The organism is Paenibacillus sp. P36, assembly GCF_045866505.1.
Taxonomy (GTDB): domain Bacteria; phylum Bacillota; class Bacilli; order Paenibacillales; family NBRC-103111; genus Paenibacillus_E; species Paenibacillus_E chondroitinus.
In genome coordinates this window covers 6,113,033-6,132,123 of record NZ_AP038372.1, presented here as the reverse complement: position 1 = coordinate 6,132,123, position 19,091 = coordinate 6,113,033, and the positions used below count along the sequence as shown (strand labels likewise).

Sequence of the window (19,091 nt, the reverse complement as noted above, 5' to 3'; positions counted from 1 at the left end):
CCGAATAAACAGCATATACTAATCTAAAAGCAAAAATAAGCGAATATACTCTTATCTGAGCATAATATTAGCAAAGTTTGCACATAAGAGGGGTGCCTCGTGTTAGCGGCAGAACGAAAATTTAGGATAGTCGAATATGTAAAAATACATCGTGTTGCAACAATCGCTGAATTAGCCCAAGAATTTAACGTTCATGAAGCTACCATTCGAAGGGACCTGGAGGAAATCGAACAGAAGGGACTTGCGAAGAGGACACACGGTGGGGTGACAATCGATCAATGGACGCATAATGAACCTTCGTTTAATGAAAGAGTTGTTCAACAGTTCGATCAGAAAGACAGGATTGGCAAGATGGCCGCAAGCATGGTGGAAGACGGAGAGCACATCATTATTGACTCCGGAACTACAACACTGCATATTGCCAAAAACCTGGTTCAACGATCAAACATTACAGTAGTCACCAATGATATGAATATTGCTACAGAGCTGCGTGATGCACCGGGCATCAAGGTCATTGTAACCGGAGGCGATCTTTATCCTTCCAGCTATATGTTAAACGGTATGTTCACGGATCATGTTCTGGGTTCCCTCCATGTTCAGAAGGCGTTTATCGGGATTCCTGTCATTCATCCCAAGTATGGTCTCATGCATCCTGAGGCCCAGCTGGTTCCTACCAAAAAAGGCATGATAAATGCGGCTGAAAAGATAATTGTTGTAGCGGATGACAGTAAAATAGGTAAGGTATCGTTACATACCGTAGCTCCTTGCACATCCATTAATACACTGATTACAGGCAGCAACGTATCGGAAAATGTGGTGCGGCAATTCCGCGACAGTGGAATGGATGTTATCATGGTGTGATCGATGAGAGTGGAGATCAACCAAGTTCAACTAAGGATACCCCGTGGGGGTGTCCTTTTTATATATTTTGGGGATTTACGAATGTGATTGGTTTTGTGTTAAAGTGAATATATCGAACCGGTAGAGGGGAGCAAGTTCATGAAACTGGTCTGTTTCGGAGACAGTATAACTTCAAGGACAGAAGGTTACGATCGCCCGCTATTGACCATAACACTTGCCTCTAAACTCGGCGAAGAATGGGAAGTCATTAACGCTGGCGTGCCTGGCAATAATACATTTGATGCGATCGAGAGAATTCAAAGTGATGTCATATCTCATAACCCGGATCTCGTGACGGTACTATTTGGCGCAAATGATGCTGCACATCATAAGAGGGTTCAATTGCTAGATTATAAGAGGAATCTCACTGATATGGGTTCGCCATTTATCCGAACTATTAAAAGGGCAAAGAAATGACGGCCTACATTTCGGCGAACTAGGATATGAGTATTTATCCGATGAAATAAAAAAGGAAGTGTTCATCTATGAACGTAGAAACGGTCATGCAAGAACTTGAAGTTCTGGGTAAGGAAAGAACCAAGAAAATTTACGTCTCCAACGGTGCGCACGAGCCACTATTTGGCGTAGCTACCGGGGAAATGAAGCCCATTGCCAAGAAAATTAAGCTCAATCAACCTTTGGCTGAGGAGCTTTACAATACTGGGAACTATGATGCGATGTATTTTGCCGGCGTTATTGCTGATCCAAAGGCAATGACGGAAGCGGATTTTGACCGTTGGATAGATGGAGCCTATTTTTATATGCTGTCTGATTATGTGGTTGCTGTAACTTTGGCAGAAACAGAAATCGCCCAGCAGGTTGCCGATAAATGGATCCTTAGCGGTGAAGAGTTGAAAATGTCGGCAGGCTGGAGTTGTTACTGCTGGCTCTTGGGTAACCGACGGGACAGCGAATTTGATGAAAGTAAACTTGCCGCTCTGCTCGAAAGGGTAAAAAATACGATTCATGATATGCCCGAACGAACGAAATATGCGATGAACAATTTCATTTACACAGTAGGAGTATCGTATTTGCCGCTTCATGATAAGGCTGTTGAAACCGCAAAGGTCGTTGGTCCGGTTGAAGTCCAACGCAATAAGAGCCTGATCGCTTCCGAGCGTATTCAAAAGGAAGTGGAAAAAGGGAGAATCGGTTTCAAACGCAAATATGTAAGGTGTTAAATTTCATTGTCGGAATTTGTAGATTTGTGTTAGGATGAACATCAGGTTCTTTATATGAGACTTGGATAAGGATAGAAGAATAGGAGATCATTTTTATTATGACCAGCAAGAACAATCAGCATGCGTTTAGATTAGCATTGCTGCTCGGTTTATTTTCGACACTCGGGCCTTTTACCATTGATATGTATTTACCCGCGTTCCCGGAAATTGTAAAGCAATTTGGTACAACGGCTTCCCTTGTACAACTCAGTTTGACCGCTTGTTTACTCGGTCTGGGCATCGGTCAACTCGTGATGGGTTCTCTGAGTGATGTCTATGGCAGACGCAACCCGCTGCTTATCTCGATGGCCTTTTATGTCGTCGCTTCATTAGCTTGTGCGTTTTCGCCTAATATCGGCGTGTTGATTGCATTCCGTTTCGTGCAGGGTTTCTCCGCATCCGCGGGTATTGTTATTTCCCGGGCAATTGCACGTGATTTGTACAGCGGCCACGAACTCACCAAGTTTTTCTCCCTGCTGCTGCTAGTCGGTAATTTGGGGCCGCTTGTAGCACCGGTTACGGGCAGCGGAATACTATCTTTCACGACGTGGGTCGGCGTATTTATCGCACTCGCGATACTAGGATTGTACCTATTGACGATGACAAAATGGAAGCTGCAAGAGACTTTGCCATCCGATCGTCGCAGGCCTAGCAATTTTATGGAACAGTTAAAGAACTATGGTTCGCTCCTGCGAGATCGCCAGTTTGTCGGCTACATGCTGGCACAAGGCATTATGATCGCGGGCGTGTTCGCTTACGTGTCGGGAACGCCTTTTATCTATCAAAATATTTACGGCGCTTCGCCGACGGTATTTGCTCTTTTGTTCGGATCGAACGGCATAAGCTTAATCATCGGCTCCCAAGTGGTGGGGCGGATGTCGCATCGCGTCTCTGAACAGGCCTTTCTGTTGTTCGGTCTGTGGGTGGCCTTTTTTGCCAGCCTTACAGTTTTAGTAGTAGCCATCGTTCATGGGCCGCTTTTTGCTTTAGTAATTCCGCTATTTTTCTTTGTGGCTGCAATCGGTATAACGTCAACGGCAGCTTTTCCGCTTGCGATGGAGAGCCAAAGTCAAAATGCGGGCAGCGCTGCTGCATTGCTTGGTGTCATCCCCTTTTTGCTCGGGGCTGTTGTTTCCCCGCTGGTCGGTATCGCGGGTGAGAATACGGCTGTGCCGTTAGGCGTCATTATTTTGTTGACGAGCGCCGCTGCGATGTTCGCATACTTTATTCTCGTAAGAAGAGGCTCACGCGGAGTCGCTCAACGATAACTAAACTAAAAAGCCTCTAGAAGCACTTAACTTGTGCATTCTAGAGGCTTTTTCGCTTTGCCGACTTATTTTTCCCACAGCTCGATCAGCCGACCTTCCGGATCTTCGATCCAAGCAAACTTGCCATAGTCACCGACCTCTTTGTTCTTCGCTAAAGGTACACCGATTTGTTCAAGATGTTGAATCATCTCGTCCAGATCGTAGACTTGGAAATTTAACATGACTTGCTGTTCTTTTGGAAAATAGCCGCTATCCTCGGTAAAGAAAGAAAAGATCGTTTCATTGCCGGATTGAGGTTGTATGATCGTCCCGTTCCAATCTCCGATTTCAATCTTCAGCACATCACTGTACCATTTTTTTATAACCTCAACATTTTTAGTTCTCCAAAATATGCCGCCGAAACCTTTGATCATCGTAATTTACTCCTGTCTATCTTCTTATTTTTGGCCATCCGATTACAGTAGATATTCGAGATGTACAGGTAAGTTCCTTTTTCGCGTGGGGTTGTCCAATAGTATTGTTTTCTAAAGAGCAGGAGCTAATGCTTGAAATTATCACCGAGGACAGCCTTCGCGCCTTCAGCATATTTTCAGTTAACTTTCATATGCCTATCAGCCCAACTTAAGTCTCATTTCAGGTTCGCGTCCTATACTTCAACTATCAACATTAATTCAATTAACTAGCACTCGAAAGGTGGTAATCACATGAATGAAGATATGAAAGATAATATGAAAGATATGAACGATATGAATGATATCAATGATATGATCGAAGTAAAGGGTATAAAGGTTGATAACAAAATAGGAAATCCTAAATTTAAATCCATGTTTGCAGCTTTTATGGCTGGCGCGGTCGTTATTGGCGGTTTGATGTTCACATCGGATAAGTTGAATTTGTTTGGATTTGATACTGCGTCCACGCCATCAGGCATCGCTGCAACGGCTAATTCAAATGCAGCCAATGTCCAAACGGCGTCATTATCACCAACAGGGAATAATAGCGTATCTGCCATTGCAAAATCCGCGAGTCCGGCAATTGTCAAAATTGAGACGAAAGTAAAGCAGACGAATACGGGGCAAAATAGAAGAAACCCATTCCAACAAGGCACCCAAAGTGGGGATACCATTGAAAATGGGATTGGATCGGGCTTTATCTTTGACTCGAGTGGATATATTTTAACTAATGAGCATGTCATCGACGGCGCGGACGAAATTAGCGTCTATGTCCAAGGGTACGATACCCCTTTTACAGCAAAACTTCTAGGAAGCAGTTATGATCTAGACTTGGCAGTCCTTCAGATTCAAGGGGACAAAGAATTTCCAGCATTGAAAATAGGCAGTTCCGACAATACGGAAGTAGGCGATTGGTTAGTTGCGATCGGCAACCCGTATGACTTCGATTACTCCGTAACGACAGGTGTCCTAAGCGCCAAAGAACGTGAGATCAGCATTGATGATACCCAAGGGACTAGAAACTACAAGCATTTACTACAAACGGATACAGCGATCAATCCAGGGAACTCTGGCGGTCCGCTTTTAAATTTGAATGGGGAAGTTATCGGTATTAATACGGCTGTTAACTCTGAAGCGCAAGGCATCGGTTTTGCCATTCCCTCAAGCACGTTCAGTTCAGTTGTGGATAAGCTGAAAAATAATGAAACGATCCCCAAAGAGCCAGCACCCTACATTGGTGTAGCGCTGCAAAATATTACGGATGATATGCTGTCAGATTTGAAAATCAACAGCACAAAAGGTGCCGTAGTAGCTGAAGTAGAGCATGGTACGCCAGCATTTGAAGGGGGCATTCGTCAATATGACGTTATTTTAAGTATAAATGGTAAAGCATCTTCCAGCACGGAGGACATTACCAAAGCTGTGCAAGCCGCGTCTGTTGGCGATGAACTGAAAATAACCATTTCTCGCGACGGGCAAGAGAAAGATGTTACCGTTAAAGTTGGTGATAAAAACGCAGCAACCAGTTATCAAAGCTAATAAAATGGAGACCCCCAGCAACCGCTGAGGGTCTCTTTCTACGTTTACCAGGGAATTGAAAATCTGTGACGCGAACTTTTCCAATTCAACGTACCTGTGAATACGAGTGCCGCGAAATAGAGAAGCAAGGAACAAACGATAGAAGTAGTTACGCACCAAACCTGCGGCATGCCATGGCTCATTACATATTGATAGATCCAGTGTCCGGATATCGCCATCATCATCATACTGATCCCAACTTTGACATAGGGACGAATGTTCCAATAGAACCCAATGGAGTTGGAGATGGAAAAGAAGTTCAGCACCGTCTGCATCACAATACCGATACCGATGCCGTAAGCCACACCGATAATGCCCAGCTGGCTGCCTAAAATGTAGATCGTGACAGCCTTGAATGCGGTGGCTATGACATAATTCCACAGCGTAGCCTGCGCGCGGCCGAGTCCGAGCAGAATCGCATGAAGGGGAGCATCGAAATAATGCAGGAAAAACATGGGCGCCAGTATTTTCAGCAGCAATCCTGCTTCGGGAGCATGATAGACAAGCGTCGTTAGCGGAGTCGCCCACTCGTACAGGATTACGGTTGCCGGAGCGCCGATCAGAAGCCCCAAGTTCAAAGCCTGATTCATTCGCTCATGGATAAGCAGGCTGTTCTTGTTCGCCGCTGCTTCGCCAATTGCAGGTATAAGTGCGGTTGACAAGGATTGCGTGATAAAGCTTGGCATGAACAACAGTGGAAACGCATAGCCGGCCAGCATGCCGAACTGCTTGGTGGCCAGCGCCGTACCGACACCGGCGAGCGCTAGGCTCGTTGTGATAAGAAGCGGCTGGAAGGTACTGTACAACGAGTGAATAATGCCGTGACCGGTTGTCGGCAGCCCGATCTGCAGCAGCTCGCCGAGTGTGCTTCTTCCTTGCTTCAGGTGGTTTGCCCAAGTTTCGCCAGGCATCCTCGATTCGCCGAACAGCTTGTAGCTTGTCACGAGGAAGAGGAGGCTGATCGCTTCGCTGATGACAGAGGCAGCCATGGCTCCTGCGGCGGCATAAGCGACGCCGTAAGGCAGGAGCAGGTGGACCAGCGCTAACACGCAGGCGATTTGAACGGTATGCTCCAGCACATCGGAGGCTGCAATAGTTTTCATCCGCTGCATGCCGCGGAAATATCCCTTTAATACGGCGGAGACGGCTACAATCGGCGCAATCGGTGTAATGGCGAGCATCGCGTAATATGCACGCTGGTCGCTTAGGAGAATGGATGCGATCCACTCGGATCCAAGCAGCGTTATGGTCGTGAGCGCTACGCTCAAGAAGCCGGTGACGGCAAGTGAGACATGCAGAATGCGTCTTACTTTCATTCGTTCGCCGCGGGCGGAGGCCTCTGCGACCAACTTCGAAATGGCTACCGGCAAGCCCAACTCCGTAATCGTAATGACGAGCGGGACGAGCGGATGGGCCATCATCAAGATGCCGATACCCTCTGCGCCCAGTACACGCGCGATATACATGCCGCTGATAAAACCGAGAATACGGTTGATGAAAGCAGCGACAGACAATACCAGCGTACCTCTCATGAACGAATGCCCATGTTGTGACATGACTTGTGTCCTCCTGTTTCTGTTTATCGAATATTTAAATGTATTCAAAAATTGGAAAAGCATGCGAACAAGCCGGTTTTGATGTCATTTTTGCGGATGGATGGGCCGTATGGAGTGAAAGTTGATTGGGAGGAAGGGCATTTGTCATGGGTATAGATGAAATGGAATACGTTTAGTAAAGATGAAAATATCGGGAGGCTGAGCGTATGGCTGTATCCTATATGGATTTCACTTCTCCAAACGTCCAATATTTCTACGATCTGAAAAACAATCGTACATTCACTAAGGACGCGAACAATTTCATCAACACGCTTAGTATTCAGCAATTGAATACGCTGGGCAATGTATCATTGCTCGACATCTATTTATCCAAAGCGAACGTGGTCGAGCCGCATGTTCATCAGAACGCAACGGAGCTGGTCTATTGCATTCGAGGCGCAGCGGTCGTGTCCCTCCTGAATCCGTTCACCAAAATGGTGCTTACCTACAACATTACTCCCGGTCAGGTAGCGAATATTCCGCAAGGGTGGTTCCACTGGGAAATGGCAACCGAAGACGATACGCATCTGCTCGCGATCTTCGATGCGCCGGTACCGGAATTCATCGCGGTATCCGACTTCCTCAGACTGGCGCCGAGAAACATGCTTGCTCATACGTATTGCTTGGATCAAGCGCAAATCACGCAGGCGTTAGCTCCGATCACGAGCACAGTCACGATCGGGCCGCCGGCCGATTGCTCGCATCAACGCCAGGTGCGGCCAGACACTTACCCACCGCAAGCGGAGCCGCATCCGCAAGCTTCTTATACGGGGTATGTGTCGCGGCCATCACCTTTCCCGGGCATTGGCAACGGCTATCGGTAGGGTTGGCTGGGTCTTCTAGGCAAATGAAGAACCGCAATTCATTAATTGCGGTTCTTTGGGTTATTCACTTTAGGGAACTAGAGGGCGCTATTTCGAAGGAAACGAACGGGTTCCAATATTAGGGGAACTACGTTCCTCTATTTTGCCAATTTTGCAGTGAAACCGGGCCATTGACGAGAAATAAGAGCCTGTATGCGGCTAGAATTAGAAGTGGACACATCGTTAAGTGACCCCAATAATAGACTTAACGAATAGGAGGGTGTCCGCCCATGGGAGAGCAACGCCAACGATATAATGAAGAATTTAAAAAACAGGCAGTAAAATATGTTCAGGAACAAACAAAGACATTGCCGGAGATTGCAGAGGAAATGAACATTCCAGCCGGAACATTAAAGAATTGGATGACAAAATATCGCTCCTTTGAAAACGAGCCTGTAGGTAACCCAGAGAAACTACGGGACATCGAGAAACGCCTGCAGGCCTCTGAGCGGGAGAAAGAGGATCTCCGGGAGGAACTGGCCATTCTAAAAAAGGCACTGCACATCTTCAGCAAAGAAAGGAACTAAGGTTCCAGTTCATCGAAGATCATCGCTCTGAGTTTCGGGTGGCGAAGATGTGCAGGGTCATGCAGGTATCGAGGAGCGGTTTCTACAAGTGGCAACAGGCGCTACCCAGCGAGCAAGAACTGCATAAAGCAGCGGTACTGAAGCGAATTGGTTATCACTTTCATGATTCCGGGGAGCGTTATGGCAGCCCCAAAATTACTCGTATGCTGTGGAAAGAGGGTTTAACCATCTCAGAGCGTACCGTCAGTGTTTACATGAAAGAGCTAGGACTACGTTCCTGTGTATCTCGCAAGTTTAGAGTACAAACGACGGATTCCAATCACAACCTACCAACTGCGCCAAATGTACTTGATCAGAAGTTTGCAACCGATACACCGGAGAAGGTCTGGGTAGCAGACATTACCTATATCCCTTGTCGAGAAGGTCGATTGTATCTAGCAAGTGTTTTGGACTTGTGCACCAAAGAAATCGTAGGCTGGCGGCTTCATGATCGAATGACAACAGAGCTCACTCTGAGCGCTCTAGAAGCCGCTTATCAGGCTAAAAGGCCAGGCAAAGGGCTTATTCATCATTCCGATCGCGGATCACAATACGCCTCCAAAGAATACAGAGAAAAGCTAGCCTCATACTATATGCAAGCAAGCATGAGCCGCAAAGGAAACTGCTACGACAACGCCTGCATAGAGTCGTTCCACAGCATTTTAAAGAAAGAACTCATCTATTGCACGAAATTCAAAACCAAGCAGCAGGCATACGAAGCCATTTTTCGGTATATTGAGTTCTTCTATAACCGCAAAAGAGTTCATAGTGCCCTTGGCTATGTTTCGCCTGTTCAGTTTGCAGCGACCTTTGCAGAAACCGCGTGATCGGCACTTAATGGTGTGTTTACTTTCTTGACAGAAGTCCAGTAGTTCCGCCAAATTAGGAAACAGCTCATTTTTTACAAAATAAGGGACTCCAGTTCCCTTACGAGGCTTGAAGTGATGGCAATTGAGGTATCAGCAATTGAGGTGCTGGCAATCGAAGTAATCACGCTCACATATTTGATTGACAGAATTTATTTTTTTAGGGAGTATAAAGGTGAGACGGAAAAGATTGAAAGGTGACTCAATGACAAATACAGAAAACGACTTAGCCGTAAAACTGGATAACACGACAGAAAGAATGCCACTCACAGAGAAAAAGGTCAAGCCTTATGGTTTTGGTGGTTGGCTTTACTTGGTAGCGATAGGCCTCCTATTAACTTTCGGGAGCTCCTTCTACTATTTGATGGATACGATACTTCCTATTTACCAAAGTGGACGTTTGTCTCAATTGTATGAGGAAAACTGGAAATACGCTTTTATTATCATTTATGAGACGGCCATGAATTTATTTTATGTGATTTTTCCAGTCATCATTGGTTATTGCATCTTGAAAAAAAAGAAGCTATTGAAATATATGGCGATATATTTTTACTTGATTAACTTTGCTGCTAATGTAGGCTACTATTTTATTTCAAACTCCATTGAGGAAATGGCGACTCACGAAATAATGGGGGAACAAGGCAGAAATATTGTTAAATCATTCGTTACTTGTTTAATCTGGATCCCTTACTTTATCATTTCAAAACGAGTGAAAAATACATATACGAATTAAAGGAAAAAGGCAGCCCATCTAACCAGATCGGCTGCCTTTAGTCCTCTTACCATTTTATCCCTCGAATTAGCCGAATGATCTCTTCTTGCTCCTCACCGCTAATCAGCCATGTCCGGATTTCGTTGATGATTCTATCCATATTCGTATAACCTTTAGCCAGTCCGTTTAATCTTGCAGCCAAGGTTGCGTTCGTCAGTTCTTCCTCGGTTGGAAAAAGAGCTCTCAATTTCTCAATGGCATCGGGATACCGCTTCAAATAATATTTCTGATGTCTGTCCTCAGCAGGGTAAAAGCCTTTAAAAGGAGCAACCTCGGTATCCGGCATGCCCTTTCCTTGTTCCTCGTTGTTTGCCATCACCTTACGAATGATATCCAACTGTGTGGAGTCGCGATATAAGATCAAAGATCGGTACTGCCGGCCTTTGTAATCATTTATATTTACCGGATTATGGTTGCCCCAGAACACATGCAGGATGGCTTCCAAACTCACGATGCTGGAATCGAAGTCCATTTCGACGGTCTCGGAGTGGTCTCCAAGCTGCCGGTATGTGGGGTTCTCTGTCGTTCCTCCGGCAAAACCCACACGTGTTCTCGTGATGCCAGCCAGCTGCCCGAACAAAGCATCCGGACTCCAGAAGCACCCCATCCCCAGGGTTACCGTTTGGTTGTTGCCATTATTCATCATGTTCATCTCCTTATCGCGACTGGACTTGCTCCGTCCCACTTTTCGCTCTAAGAAACATGCGAAGGGACAATAAAAGCATCAGTACGCTGATGATCACGCACCCTATAATCAAGCTGTGAAAGTGTGCAGTCGTGATTTGCGTGCTGAAAACCGTTCCGAGCAAGCTCGAAGATAATATGGTTCCCATAAAACGAGAAGTCATGAACATACCCGAGGCAATGCCGGTCTCTGCTGTTGTAACATAAGAATACAGGGCTGTTTGCAGTCCGAGATTCTGAAACCCGTTGCTGATGCCAAGCACAGATAAGCAGATAAAAATCCAAACCGCAGTGGAGCTATCATGAATCGTTAAGAGCATGGAGGTTCCAGCCACAACGAATAACGTACCGACGAGCAGCGGAGTTCGCGAACCGGAACGGTCAATCCACCTGCCCACAAGGGGCGTAACGAGGATGCCGAAGCCTGAAATGGACAACATGATTAATCCCACTTCTTGCCCATTGTAATGCCGCACCTGCTGCAAATACGAAGGGATCCCAAACATAATTGAATAGAACACAATATTGACTAAAATGAATTGCAAATAAACGAAGCAAACATCGACATTCCGTTTTAGAAACAGGACATCAATAAACGGCTGCTTTCTCTTGGCTTCATACCAGTAAAAGCCTACGCTGAGCACCAGACTAAGAAGGAGCAGCAGCCAGTTGACACCGGATTTGAACGATAGGAAAAAGAACAGCCAGCTGAAAATCAGCGCAGTAAAAAAGACGATGCCTGTTATGTCTAGAGAACCTGCACCTGCCTGCTTCCGTGGTGCATCCTTAGGCATCATTCGGAGAGCGAGTACGAATGACACGACGATAAACGGAAAATTAATGAGAAAAATAGACGGCCAGTCGCTATATTGGATCAAAAATCCTCCGAGCGATGGACCTAGAGCCGCCGAGGTGGAGGAGAACACTGACATGACACTTAGCGCTCTCGCCTGATTCGTCGTGATAACCGAGCGGATGATTCCCATGCCATTGGGGAATAGGGCGGAGCTGCCGATCGCTTGAATGACACGAAAGGTCATCAGCCAGCCAAAGCTCGTTGAAAGCGGCGCCAGCATGGAGGAGACGGTGATGAGGGCGAGTCCGAGCATGAAGATTTTTTTGCGGCCGAATAAATCGCCGACCTTCCCCATGACGGGTTGTGCGACGGCACTAGCCACATAGTAGGTTGCAATGAGCCAAGAAATCGAGGCATACGTGACATGAAACTCCTCCTGCAGCCTGGAAAAAGCGACGGAAATCATGGTCGTGTTCAGAGGGTTAAGCAGTGTCCCCAAAGCTACAGCTGTTATGAGCCATAGATGGCCGGTTTTGTTTGATTTGGCGGTATCTGACAAGAAGATGAACTCCTTTCAATGGTGCTGCAATCTAACATAAGTATTTTTAATTGCCAATTTATGTTTAAAAGGAGATATACGCTTGCGCATGATTGTATAAGTAGGCCCGATCCAAGATATATTTTTGATCCTTGTGCGGTTGTGAGATAGGCTCTGTTTTTTCAATTAGATTCTGTAAGGCGGACTCCATCAACTCTTTTCTCAGGGGGCCCCATGCCTCTTGTTTTAATTGTGTATAGTTCATACTTTCGGTCAAAGTCAGCCCTTTTATCCGCTGGAATAGAGCAACCCACGTAGTCAAATCGCACTTCAGGCTTCCAGAAGGGATTGCAAATTCCTTGAAGCCAACAGCTCCCGCATCTGTGGAAATAGCAAGAAGTCCATAGATATGTTCGACTTCGTTTCCAAGCTGCAGCTTATTAATAAGCTCATGGTCATATCGAAAACATTCTATTCGGGTAATCTTGACTGTTGCTTGCAGCAAAGCGATTTGAAGAGGGGGGTGATCCTGGCAAGTCTGGGCGGTTTCAATCGTCGTCATTCTCTCATTCATTGTGATTGACATCTTGTCACATCCTTAAACAAGTGTAATAGCTCGAAAAAGCAAAAATGACCTTCTCCGGAAACAGAGAAAGGTCATAGAAATTCAAAGTCATCGCCTCGCTCTTATCTCCCAGATTCGCTAGCCTAACACAGCGTCTCCGCAAGAATTAGCACCGTGCATTCCTTTGTTAACAAAGGTTTGTCGGTTGCCGGGTATCATCGGGCTAGTCCCTCCACCTACTCTTGATAAGAAAAATCAACCTATTCGATTACGTTCAATATTACTACAAAGCACTCTGTTGTCAAGGATAAAATTCAAGTCAAATATTTACAAAATTAATAAATGAAATAGTTAATCAATTTAATACAAGCTAACTATCATGAGGATAGATGACATCAAATTTTAGTGAAAGAAGGAGCGATCTTTATGAAACTAGTCGTAATGGGAGATTTGCATTATCACGAAATTGATGAAACAATTCCTGGTTGGTTAGAAGCACGGAATGAATTTTATGAAACTCTACTGGGACGATTTTTAGAATTGGAAGGTGATGCTCATATTTCCCTGGGGGATTTGACGAATTACGGGCATTCCTCGGAGCTTCGTGAAGTGTATGCGCTGCTGCGAGAAAGTGATAGAACGTTCTACCATGCTTTAGGTAACCATGATCTGTATGCTCAAACAAGAAGGGAAGTTCTCGAAATAACGGGACAACCTCGCTATCACGCTGTTGAAAATGAGAAAGCCGTGCTTGTCTTCCTGGATACAGCTAAAGAAATGGATTTTGAGGACTGGGGAGGCTGGGTCGACGAAGAACAATTGGCATGGTTTGAAGAGGTCATAACGGCATCGGGGACGAAACCAGTCTTAGTTTTTGCTCATCATCCGGTACATAACACGACAACCAATTCCGATAAAGACAAAGGCTCCATTCACCCAAGCATCGATATGTGGAAGATCTTAAGCAAGAAAGAAGGCGTAGGGATCTATTTTAACGGGCATACGCACATTGATTCTATTGTTAAGCAAAATAATTGGACGTTTGTTCAACTATCTGCTTGTCTTGATCAGCATGGTTTACGGATTGTAGACGTCGAACAAGATGAAATTCGGATTTCGGCTATTGATTTTACGGATGCAGCCCTGACAGGGAATGTTGAGATGTTATACAGCAATATGAACCATTTTAGACATAATGCCAGCGCACGCGGGACAGATTTAGAACGGGCGTGCATCGTCTCTTTGCGAATAGAAGCGGAACAACGATAGTTTCTGATCAGAGGAGGTCTTGATGGATGAAAAAGCTTAAGCAGGATGAAGGCGGAATGTTTTTTGAAAGATTAAGCACACACCGAATGGTGGCTTCCATCAAGGAGCCAAAACAAATCGAAATTGCCTTATCTCTTAAACACCAATTAAGCGGTGTATTCCTCTTAACGGGTCATATCGGCGTTATTAAAGGCTATGTAGATTTGTTCAATAAGCACCAGCTGCCGGTCTTTCTGCACTTGGAGAAAATAGGCGGTTTAAGTACCGACTCTTATGGTATGGACTACTTGGCCAAAGTAATTAAACCAACAGGCATTATTACGACGAAAACGAATGTTGTAAAAACAGCGAAAAAAATGGGCTTGCTGGCCATTCAACGCTTCTTCCTGGTTGATACGGAAGGCGTGGAGAACATTTTCAAAAGTCTTGCTCAAGTGGAGCCGGACATCATTGAAGTCATGCCGGCACGAATTCCGCAAATGATAGGAGAGATTAAGAAGTTCACGACGCTTCCCATTATTACAGGCGGTTTGGTGTACGAACGAAGCCAGGTTATGGATGGCTTTAAACACGGAGCAACGGCGGTATCTGCTTCCAAAACGGATTTATGGCGAGAGATCTATACGACAGAAGAAAACATTATTCGGAATATTGGTTGATGGAATAATTTTCATAATATTAATAACCACTTAACACTCATTTAATACTGGGCGATTATGATGAAGCCAGACAAGTAAATAGTAATAGGTTGGAGTAGTGGAGAAGCCTGATTAGCGGCCGACTTGAAGTCGGCGGTTGATTTAGGCTTCTTTCTTTTTGGATTCATACTAAAAAATCGGGAGGAACTACAAATGTTTAAGAAAAAATTAGTATCGATTCTTGCGGTAAGTTCAGTCATTATGCTTTCAGCATGCGGAACAGGTGGTGCGGGAGACAAGGCTGCTTCGGGTTCAGCCAATACGGCTTCCTCTCCACAAGGCAAAATCGTCATTAAATATTGGACGGCTAACGGTGGGAAAATTGAAGAAGCCAAACAGAACCTGGTGAAAAAGTTTAATGAGTCACAGAGCAAAATTGAAGTTCAGCAAGCCAACCAAGGCACCTACGATGATCTTCATGCAAAAGTGCAAGCGGCATTCGCTGCTGGGAACGCACCTGCCGTTTTTGACCTCGAGATTGCCTCTACCGGGATTTTCGCCCGCTCAGGCATGCTTGTAGATCTGACTCCTCTTGCAGCAAGGGATGAGGCACAAGTCAATATTAAGGATTTTAACCCTGGTCTTATGGGGAATGCATATATCGATGGCAAGCTGTATGGGATTCCATTTATGAGAAGCACCCCGATCTTTTACAAAAATGTCACGATGCTAAAAGATGCCGGTTTGGACCCTGCCGGTCCGAAAAACTGGAAGGAACTAGAGGAATATTCCCGCGTTCTGAAAGCAAAAGGGAAGACACCGATGACGATGGCCGTAGGCGTCTGGGAATATGAGGCGCTCGTTGCTCAAAGCGGTGGTAAGGTACTAAGCGAGGACGGCAAAAAAGCTGCTTTCAACTCCCCAGAAGGCGTGGCACCAGTAGAGTTTTGGAAGAAGATGTCCGATGACGGTTTGATCAAGTTTACGGTAGGAAAGACAGCAGGTGCTGACGCGGAGAAAGACTGGACCAACCAAATTTCCGCTTTCAAAATCGGATCTACGGCAGGCGTTTCAGCAAGCTTAGAGGTTGCGAAAGGAAATAACTTCGTAATGGCAACCGACTTTATGCCTGCTAATAAATCGTATGGAGTTCCAACAGGCGGATGCCAATTGGCCATCACGTCCAAGCAGAATGATGCTGAAAAAGAAGCGACTTGGGAGTTTGTGAAGTTCATGACATCCAAAGAAAACACGATCTATCAGCATAAATATGTTGGATACCTGCCTAACCGTCTATCTGCTTTGCAAAGCGATGAGCTGCAAAACTACTATAAAGAGTTCCCGCAATACAAAGTAGCTTCCGATCAATTACAGTATGCCGTCATGCGTCCGAACGCGAATGCCTACGCTGAAGTTTCAAAAACGATCATTGATGCTATGACGAAAGCCATCCTTGAAAAAGATGTCAAACCGCAAGATGCCATGAACGAGGCTGCGGAAAAAGCGAATAAATTGTTGAGCAAGTAATCCTGGTAAGGAGATGAACGTATGGCCAAGATCCAACTAGTCAATATTGGCAAAAAATATAAAGACGATACGATTATCAGCGGTCTGAATCTGACGATCAAAGATGGGTCATTTACCGTGCTGGTCGGCCCATCCGGCTGCGGCAAATCAACAACCTTGCGCATGATTGCAGGACTTGAAAAACAGACCGAAGGACAAATATGGATTGGCGACAAATGTGTAAATGATACGCAGCCTGGGCTTAGGGATGTCGCCATGGTTTTCCAAAACTATGCGTTATATCCGACCATGACTGTACGAGAAAACATCGAGTTCGGGCTCAAGAACAGAAAAGTACCCAAAATGGAGCGGGAAACCTTGATCCGCGATATCTGTGAAATCGTGGCGTTAACGCCTCATCTGGACAAAAAGCCGCAAAACTTATCCGGGGGCCAGCGTCAGAGGGTGGCGTTAGCCCGGGCGATGGTCAAGAAACCGAAGGTATTTATTTTGGATGAGCCGCTCTCCAATCTGGACGCCAAGCTGCGCAATCAGATGAGAACGGAGTTGATTCAGCTTCATAAAAGGCTGGGCAGCACGTTTGTTTATGTAACCCATGATCAAGTGGAAGCGATGTCGATGGGCGATGAGATCGTCGTTATGAATAAAGGAGTTATTCAGCAGTCGGATTCGCCGTTGAAGCTTTATAACGATCCGGTAAATGTTTTCACGGCACAGTTTATCGGTACTCCGGCTATGAATATTTTTGATTATGGCCATGTACAAGGATTAAAGGTGGAGGCAGCTTCGGAGATCGGGTATATCGGCTTCCGGGCTGAACATGTGGTGATGTCTCCGAAGGATCGCGCAGACGGGTTTGTTATGGAAGGTGAAATTATTACCAGAGAAAGCCTGGGAGCGGAAAATATTTATCAGATCGATTCACACATGGGCACCTTTTTCGTCAAAACCTTCCTTACCGCTTTGGAAACGAATGATCATATTAACGTATTGATTCCTTATGACCAGCTTTACTATTTTGACTTAGAGGGCCAAAGAATTCGCGACATATCCAGACATGTCCAACGTGAGAAAATCCTTGTTGCTGGCGGCGGTGTTTAATATGACCATATGGGGAAAACTGCGTCCGTACGCCATGGTGGCTCCAGCCATTACTGTGTTTTCGTTGTTTTTTATCTATCCGATCCTTTATATGATGTACCTGAGTGTGTATGATTGGAATTTTATTAGCCCTAACAAGAACTTTGTCGGGATGCAGAACTTTACGGATCTCTTAACGGAAAAAGAATTTATACAAGTAATAAACAACACATCCATCTATACCGTTTTGACGGTTACGTTCATCATTGGACTTTCCTTAATTTTGGCGCTTTGGCTGAATAAAACGGGTGTGTTTCAAAGTTTTGTGCAAGGAGCGATCTTCAGTCCGCATATCGTTTCTTGGGTATCCATTTCCATGATCTGGGCATGGGTGATGGATCCGCAGTATGGTTTATTAAACTGGTTTATCGGTTTGTTCGGCTTTGCCAAGCTCGCCTGGCTCTCCTCGCAAAAGACATCTCTGATTTCGTTAGTTATCGTCGCTGTTTGGAAGGGACTTGGCTACAATACCTTGGTGTTTATCGCCGGATTGCAAAGCATACCGAAGGACATCTACGAAGCGGCAGCACTGGATCGATCCAAACCTTGGACGACTTTTTACAAGTTGATCCTTCCGATGCTTTCGCCTACCATCTTTTTCCTCGTGATCATCAATATGATTGGATCTTTTCAGGTTTTTGAGACGATCGCGATCATGACGCAAGGTGGGCCGGTTAACACAACGAATACCCTTGTTTATTACATATACGAATACGGTTTCCGGTTCTTTAAAATTGGTTACGCCTCTGCGGCGGGAGTCATCCTGTTGTTCATTGTCGGCGTGTTAACCATCATCTACTTTAAACTGATGTCCAAACGCGTACATTATCAATAAAAGGAAGTGACTCCATTGAAAGCTGAACAGATCATGGAAGCGGATCGCACGTTGTTATATGTAAACAGCAAAGAAGAAATTGCATCAAAAATACTTCAATATATAACTCGTGCAATAAGCGTGATTGGCATGATTGCGTTAGTCCTCATTTTTGCAATGCCATTCATATGGATGCTCTCTACTTCTCTTAAAACGCTGCCTGAAACGATGATTTTTCCGCCGAATTGGATCCCAAAACAGTTCATTTGGAGCAATTACGCCAAAGCTTGGGGATCAGGCCCATTCTTGCACTATATTTCGAACAGTATCATCATCTCGATCAGTATTCTCGTTTTGCAGATGCTTACGATTATTCCGGCGGCTTATGCCTTTGCTCGTTATAAGTTTAAAGCGTCGGGAATTTTGTTCGGCATGGTGATGGTGACCTTAATGATCCCGTCGCAATTAATTTTCTTGCCTGTTTATTTGCAGTTGAGTGCATGGAAGCTGTTGAATACGCATCTTGCGCTTATTCTTCCCTTCGCGTCCAGCGCCTTCGGCATTTTCCTCCTGCGGCAATCGTTTAAACAAGTGCAGGAAGAATTGATTGAAGCAGCGCGGCTCGATAGCGCCAAAGAGTGGCAAATTATTGTGAAATTAATGGTGCCTATGGCGAAGCCGGTGCTGGCGACCTTTGCTTTGTTCAGCTTTATCGCGCATTGGAACGATTATTTCTGGCCGCTTGTTATGACGACAGACGATGTTGCGCGGACGCTGCCTCTAGGGATTGCCAAGATCCGGGAAGAAGAAGGGGTCGCGAATTGGAACGTGCTTATGGCAGGGAATATGATTCTGGTAACGCCAATTCTCATTGCTTTCTTTTTTGCACAAAGACATATTATTCGGGCTTTCGTGTATACCGGGGTCAAATAATCCGTTGAAAATTAGATAGGATGGCGAGGGAGGCGTGATCCATTGGGATCATGCCTTTTTCTTTTGAAATCGATGAGCATGTGATTTTTATCACATACATCTCTTTT

Annotated in this window: 20 protein-coding genes and 1 riboswitch; of the genes, 15 read left to right on the top strand and 5 right to left on the bottom strand. The window is 45.4% G+C overall.

All coding sequences use genetic code 11. The features are described from left to right. Positions 1-99 precede the first annotated feature (99 nt). From ACKTT9_RS27365 to ACKTT9_RS27350, 4 genes are all read left to right on the top strand, one after another. Complete coding sequence (locus ACKTT9_RS27365) at positions 100-861, top strand: DeoR/GlpR family DNA-binding transcription regulator (protein WP_181646587.1); 762 nt, start codon at positions 100-102, stop codon at positions 859-861. Between the two features lie 138 nt (positions 862-999). Continuing rightward, a complete protein-coding gene (locus tag ACKTT9_RS27360; protein ID WP_407868396.1) occupies positions 1,000-1,317 on the top strand; it encodes a GDSL-type esterase/lipase family protein in 318 nt (105 codons plus the stop codon). Between the two features lie 68 nt (positions 1,318-1,385). Continuing rightward, positions 1,386-2,081 carry a DNA alkylation repair protein gene (locus ACKTT9_RS27355; RefSeq protein WP_407868395.1) on the top strand — a complete coding sequence of 232 codons (696 nt, stop codon included), beginning with the start codon at positions 1,386-1,388 and terminating at the stop codon, positions 2,079-2,081. A 98-nt stretch (positions 2,082-2,179) separates the two neighbouring features. Beyond that, positions 2,180-3,388, top strand: coding sequence for a multidrug effflux MFS transporter (locus ACKTT9_RS27350; RefSeq protein WP_407868394.1), 1,209 nt, complete (start codon positions 2,180-2,182; stop codon positions 3,386-3,388). A 65-nt stretch (positions 3,389-3,453) separates the two neighbouring features. On the opposite strand, the gene ACKTT9_RS27345 is transcribed toward ACKTT9_RS27350, so the two are convergent. Next, on the bottom strand, positions 3,454-3,801 hold the full coding sequence (locus ACKTT9_RS27345; RefSeq protein ID WP_157319408.1) for a VOC family protein: 348 nt from the start codon (positions 3,799-3,801) through the stop codon (positions 3,454-3,456). Positions 3,802-4,092: 291 nt separating this feature from the next. Between ACKTT9_RS27345 and ACKTT9_RS27340 the strand changes: the two genes are divergently transcribed. Further along, entirely contained in the window at positions 4,093-5,379 is a 1,287-nt protein-coding gene (locus ACKTT9_RS27340; RefSeq protein WP_407868393.1) for a S1C family serine protease, read from the top strand. Between the two features lie 44 nt (positions 5,380-5,423). Here ACKTT9_RS27340 and spoVB read toward each other — a convergent pair whose 3' ends face one another. Continuing rightward, positions 5,424-6,974 carry a stage V sporulation protein B gene (gene spoVB, locus ACKTT9_RS27335; RefSeq protein ID WP_407868392.1) on the bottom strand — a complete coding sequence of 517 codons (1,551 nt, stop codon included), beginning with the start codon at positions 6,972-6,974 and terminating at the stop codon, positions 5,424-5,426. A gap of 206 nt (positions 6,975-7,180) precedes the next feature. Between spoVB and ACKTT9_RS27330 the strand changes: the two genes are divergently transcribed. The 4 genes from ACKTT9_RS27330 to ACKTT9_RS27315 all read left to right on the top strand — a co-directional run bounded on the left by ACKTT9_RS27330 (position 7,181) and on the right by ACKTT9_RS27315 (position 10,041). After that, a complete protein-coding gene (locus ACKTT9_RS27330) occupies positions 7,181-7,837 on the top strand; it encodes a cupin domain-containing protein (protein WP_407868391.1) in 657 nt (218 codons plus the stop codon). A gap of 269 nt (positions 7,838-8,106) precedes the next feature. Next, positions 8,107-8,403, top strand: coding sequence for a transposase (locus ACKTT9_RS27325; protein WP_407867563.1), 297 nt, complete (start codon positions 8,107-8,109; stop codon positions 8,401-8,403). A gap of 11 nt (positions 8,404-8,414) precedes the next feature. After that, positions 8,415-9,269, top strand: coding sequence for an IS3 family transposase (locus ACKTT9_RS27320; protein WP_407872978.1), 855 nt, complete (start codon positions 8,415-8,417; stop codon positions 9,267-9,269). Between the two features lie 244 nt (positions 9,270-9,513). Next, complete coding sequence (locus ACKTT9_RS27315) at positions 9,514-10,041, top strand: DUF2569 domain-containing protein (RefSeq protein ID WP_407868390.1); 528 nt, start codon at positions 9,514-9,516, stop codon at positions 10,039-10,041. A 46-nt stretch (positions 10,042-10,087) separates the two neighbouring features. Here the strand turns inward: ACKTT9_RS27315 and ACKTT9_RS27310 are convergent, their stop codons facing one another. From ACKTT9_RS27310 to ACKTT9_RS27300, 3 genes are all read right to left on the bottom strand, one after another. Further along, entirely contained in the window at positions 10,088-10,726 is a 639-nt protein-coding gene (locus ACKTT9_RS27310; protein WP_407868389.1) for a peptide-methionine (S)-S-oxide reductase MsrA, read from the bottom strand. 10 nt (positions 10,727-10,736) lie between these two features. Continuing rightward, positions 10,737-12,119, bottom strand: a complete 1,383-nt coding sequence (locus ACKTT9_RS27305; protein ID WP_407868388.1) for an MFS transporter — start codon at positions 12,117-12,119, stop codon at positions 10,737-10,739. A 64-nt stretch (positions 12,120-12,183) separates the two neighbouring features. Next, positions 12,184-12,684, bottom strand: coding sequence for a hypothetical protein (locus ACKTT9_RS27300; protein ID WP_407868387.1), 501 nt, complete (start codon positions 12,682-12,684; stop codon positions 12,184-12,186). Positions 12,685-12,782: 98 nt separating this feature from the next. Further along, positions 12,783-12,915, bottom strand: a riboswitch (SAM riboswitch). 174 nt (positions 12,916-13,089) lie between these two features. Between ACKTT9_RS27300 and ACKTT9_RS27295 the strand changes: the two genes are divergently transcribed. The 6 genes from ACKTT9_RS27295 to ACKTT9_RS27270 all read left to right on the top strand — a co-directional run bounded on the left by ACKTT9_RS27295 (position 13,090) and on the right by ACKTT9_RS27270 (position 18,984). Beyond that, on the top strand, positions 13,090-13,932 hold the full coding sequence (locus ACKTT9_RS27295) for a metallophosphoesterase family protein (protein ID WP_407868386.1): 843 nt from the start codon (positions 13,090-13,092) through the stop codon (positions 13,930-13,932). Positions 13,933-13,958: 26 nt separating this feature from the next. Then, a complete protein-coding gene (locus ACKTT9_RS27290; protein WP_407868385.1) occupies positions 13,959-14,591 on the top strand; it encodes a glycerol-3-phosphate responsive antiterminator in 633 nt (210 codons plus the stop codon). Positions 14,592-14,783: 192 nt separating this feature from the next. Beyond that, entirely contained in the window at positions 14,784-16,097 is a 1,314-nt protein-coding gene (locus ACKTT9_RS27285; RefSeq protein WP_407868384.1) for an ABC transporter substrate-binding protein, read from the top strand. A 21-nt stretch (positions 16,098-16,118) separates the two neighbouring features. Next, a complete protein-coding gene (locus ACKTT9_RS27280) occupies positions 16,119-17,198 on the top strand; it encodes an ABC transporter ATP-binding protein (protein WP_407868383.1) in 1,080 nt (359 codons plus the stop codon). Between the two features lies 1 nt (position 17,199). Then, entirely contained in the window at positions 17,200-18,072 is an 873-nt protein-coding gene (locus tag ACKTT9_RS27275) for a carbohydrate ABC transporter permease (protein WP_407868382.1), read from the top strand. A gap of 129 nt (positions 18,073-18,201) precedes the next feature. Further along, positions 18,202-18,984 (top strand): carbohydrate ABC transporter permease, encoded by a 783-nt coding sequence (locus ACKTT9_RS27270; protein WP_407873127.1) that lies wholly within the window; start codon positions 18,202-18,204, stop codon positions 18,982-18,984. Positions 18,985-19,091: the final 107 nt, after the last annotated feature.

Coding starts and splice junctions, on each gene's coding strand:
- ACKTT9_RS27360 (WP_407868396.1), top strand. CDS start 1,000: ATGAAACTGGTCTGTTTCGGAGACAGTATAACTTCAAGGACAGAAGGT.
- ACKTT9_RS27355 (WP_407868395.1), top strand. CDS start 1,386: ATGAACGTAGAAACGGTCATGCAAGAACTTGAAGTTCTGGGTAAGGAA.
- ACKTT9_RS27350 (WP_407868394.1), top strand. CDS start 2,180: ATGACCAGCAAGAACAATCAGCATGCGTTTAGATTAGCATTGCTGCTC.
- ACKTT9_RS27345 (WP_157319408.1), bottom strand. CDS start 3,801: ATGATCAAAGGTTTCGGCGGCATATTTTGGAGAACTAAAAATGTTGAG.
- ACKTT9_RS27340 (WP_407868393.1), top strand. CDS start 4,093: ATGAATGAAGATATGAAAGATAATATGAAAGATATGAACGATATGAAT.
- spoVB (WP_407868392.1), bottom strand. CDS start 6,974: ATGTCACAACATGGGCATTCGTTCATGAGAGGTACGCTGGTATTGTCT.
- ACKTT9_RS27330 (WP_407868391.1), top strand. CDS start 7,181: ATGGCTGTATCCTATATGGATTTCACTTCTCCAAACGTCCAATATTTC.
- ACKTT9_RS27325 (WP_407867563.1), top strand. CDS start 8,107: ATGGGAGAGCAACGCCAACGATATAATGAAGAATTTAAAAAACAGGCA.
- ACKTT9_RS27315 (WP_407868390.1), top strand. CDS start 9,514: ATGACAAATACAGAAAACGACTTAGCCGTAAAACTGGATAACACGACA.
- ACKTT9_RS27310 (WP_407868389.1), bottom strand. CDS start 10,726: ATGATGAATAATGGCAACAACCAAACGGTAACCCTGGGGATGGGGTGC.
- ACKTT9_RS27300 (WP_407868387.1), bottom strand. CDS start 12,684: ATGTCAATCACAATGAATGAGAGAATGACGACGATTGAAACCGCCCAG.
- ACKTT9_RS27295 (WP_407868386.1), top strand. CDS start 13,090: ATGAAACTAGTCGTAATGGGAGATTTGCATTATCACGAAATTGATGAA.
- ACKTT9_RS27290 (WP_407868385.1), top strand. CDS start 13,959: ATGAAAAAGCTTAAGCAGGATGAAGGCGGAATGTTTTTTGAAAGATTA.
- ACKTT9_RS27285 (WP_407868384.1), top strand. CDS start 14,784: ATGTTTAAGAAAAAATTAGTATCGATTCTTGCGGTAAGTTCAGTCATT.
- ACKTT9_RS27280 (WP_407868383.1), top strand. CDS start 16,119: ATGGCCAAGATCCAACTAGTCAATATTGGCAAAAAATATAAAGACGAT.
- ACKTT9_RS27275 (WP_407868382.1), top strand. CDS start 17,200: ATGACCATATGGGGAAAACTGCGTCCGTACGCCATGGTGGCTCCAGCC.
- ACKTT9_RS27270 (WP_407873127.1), top strand. CDS start 18,202: ATGATTGCGTTAGTCCTCATTTTTGCAATGCCATTCATATGGATGCTC.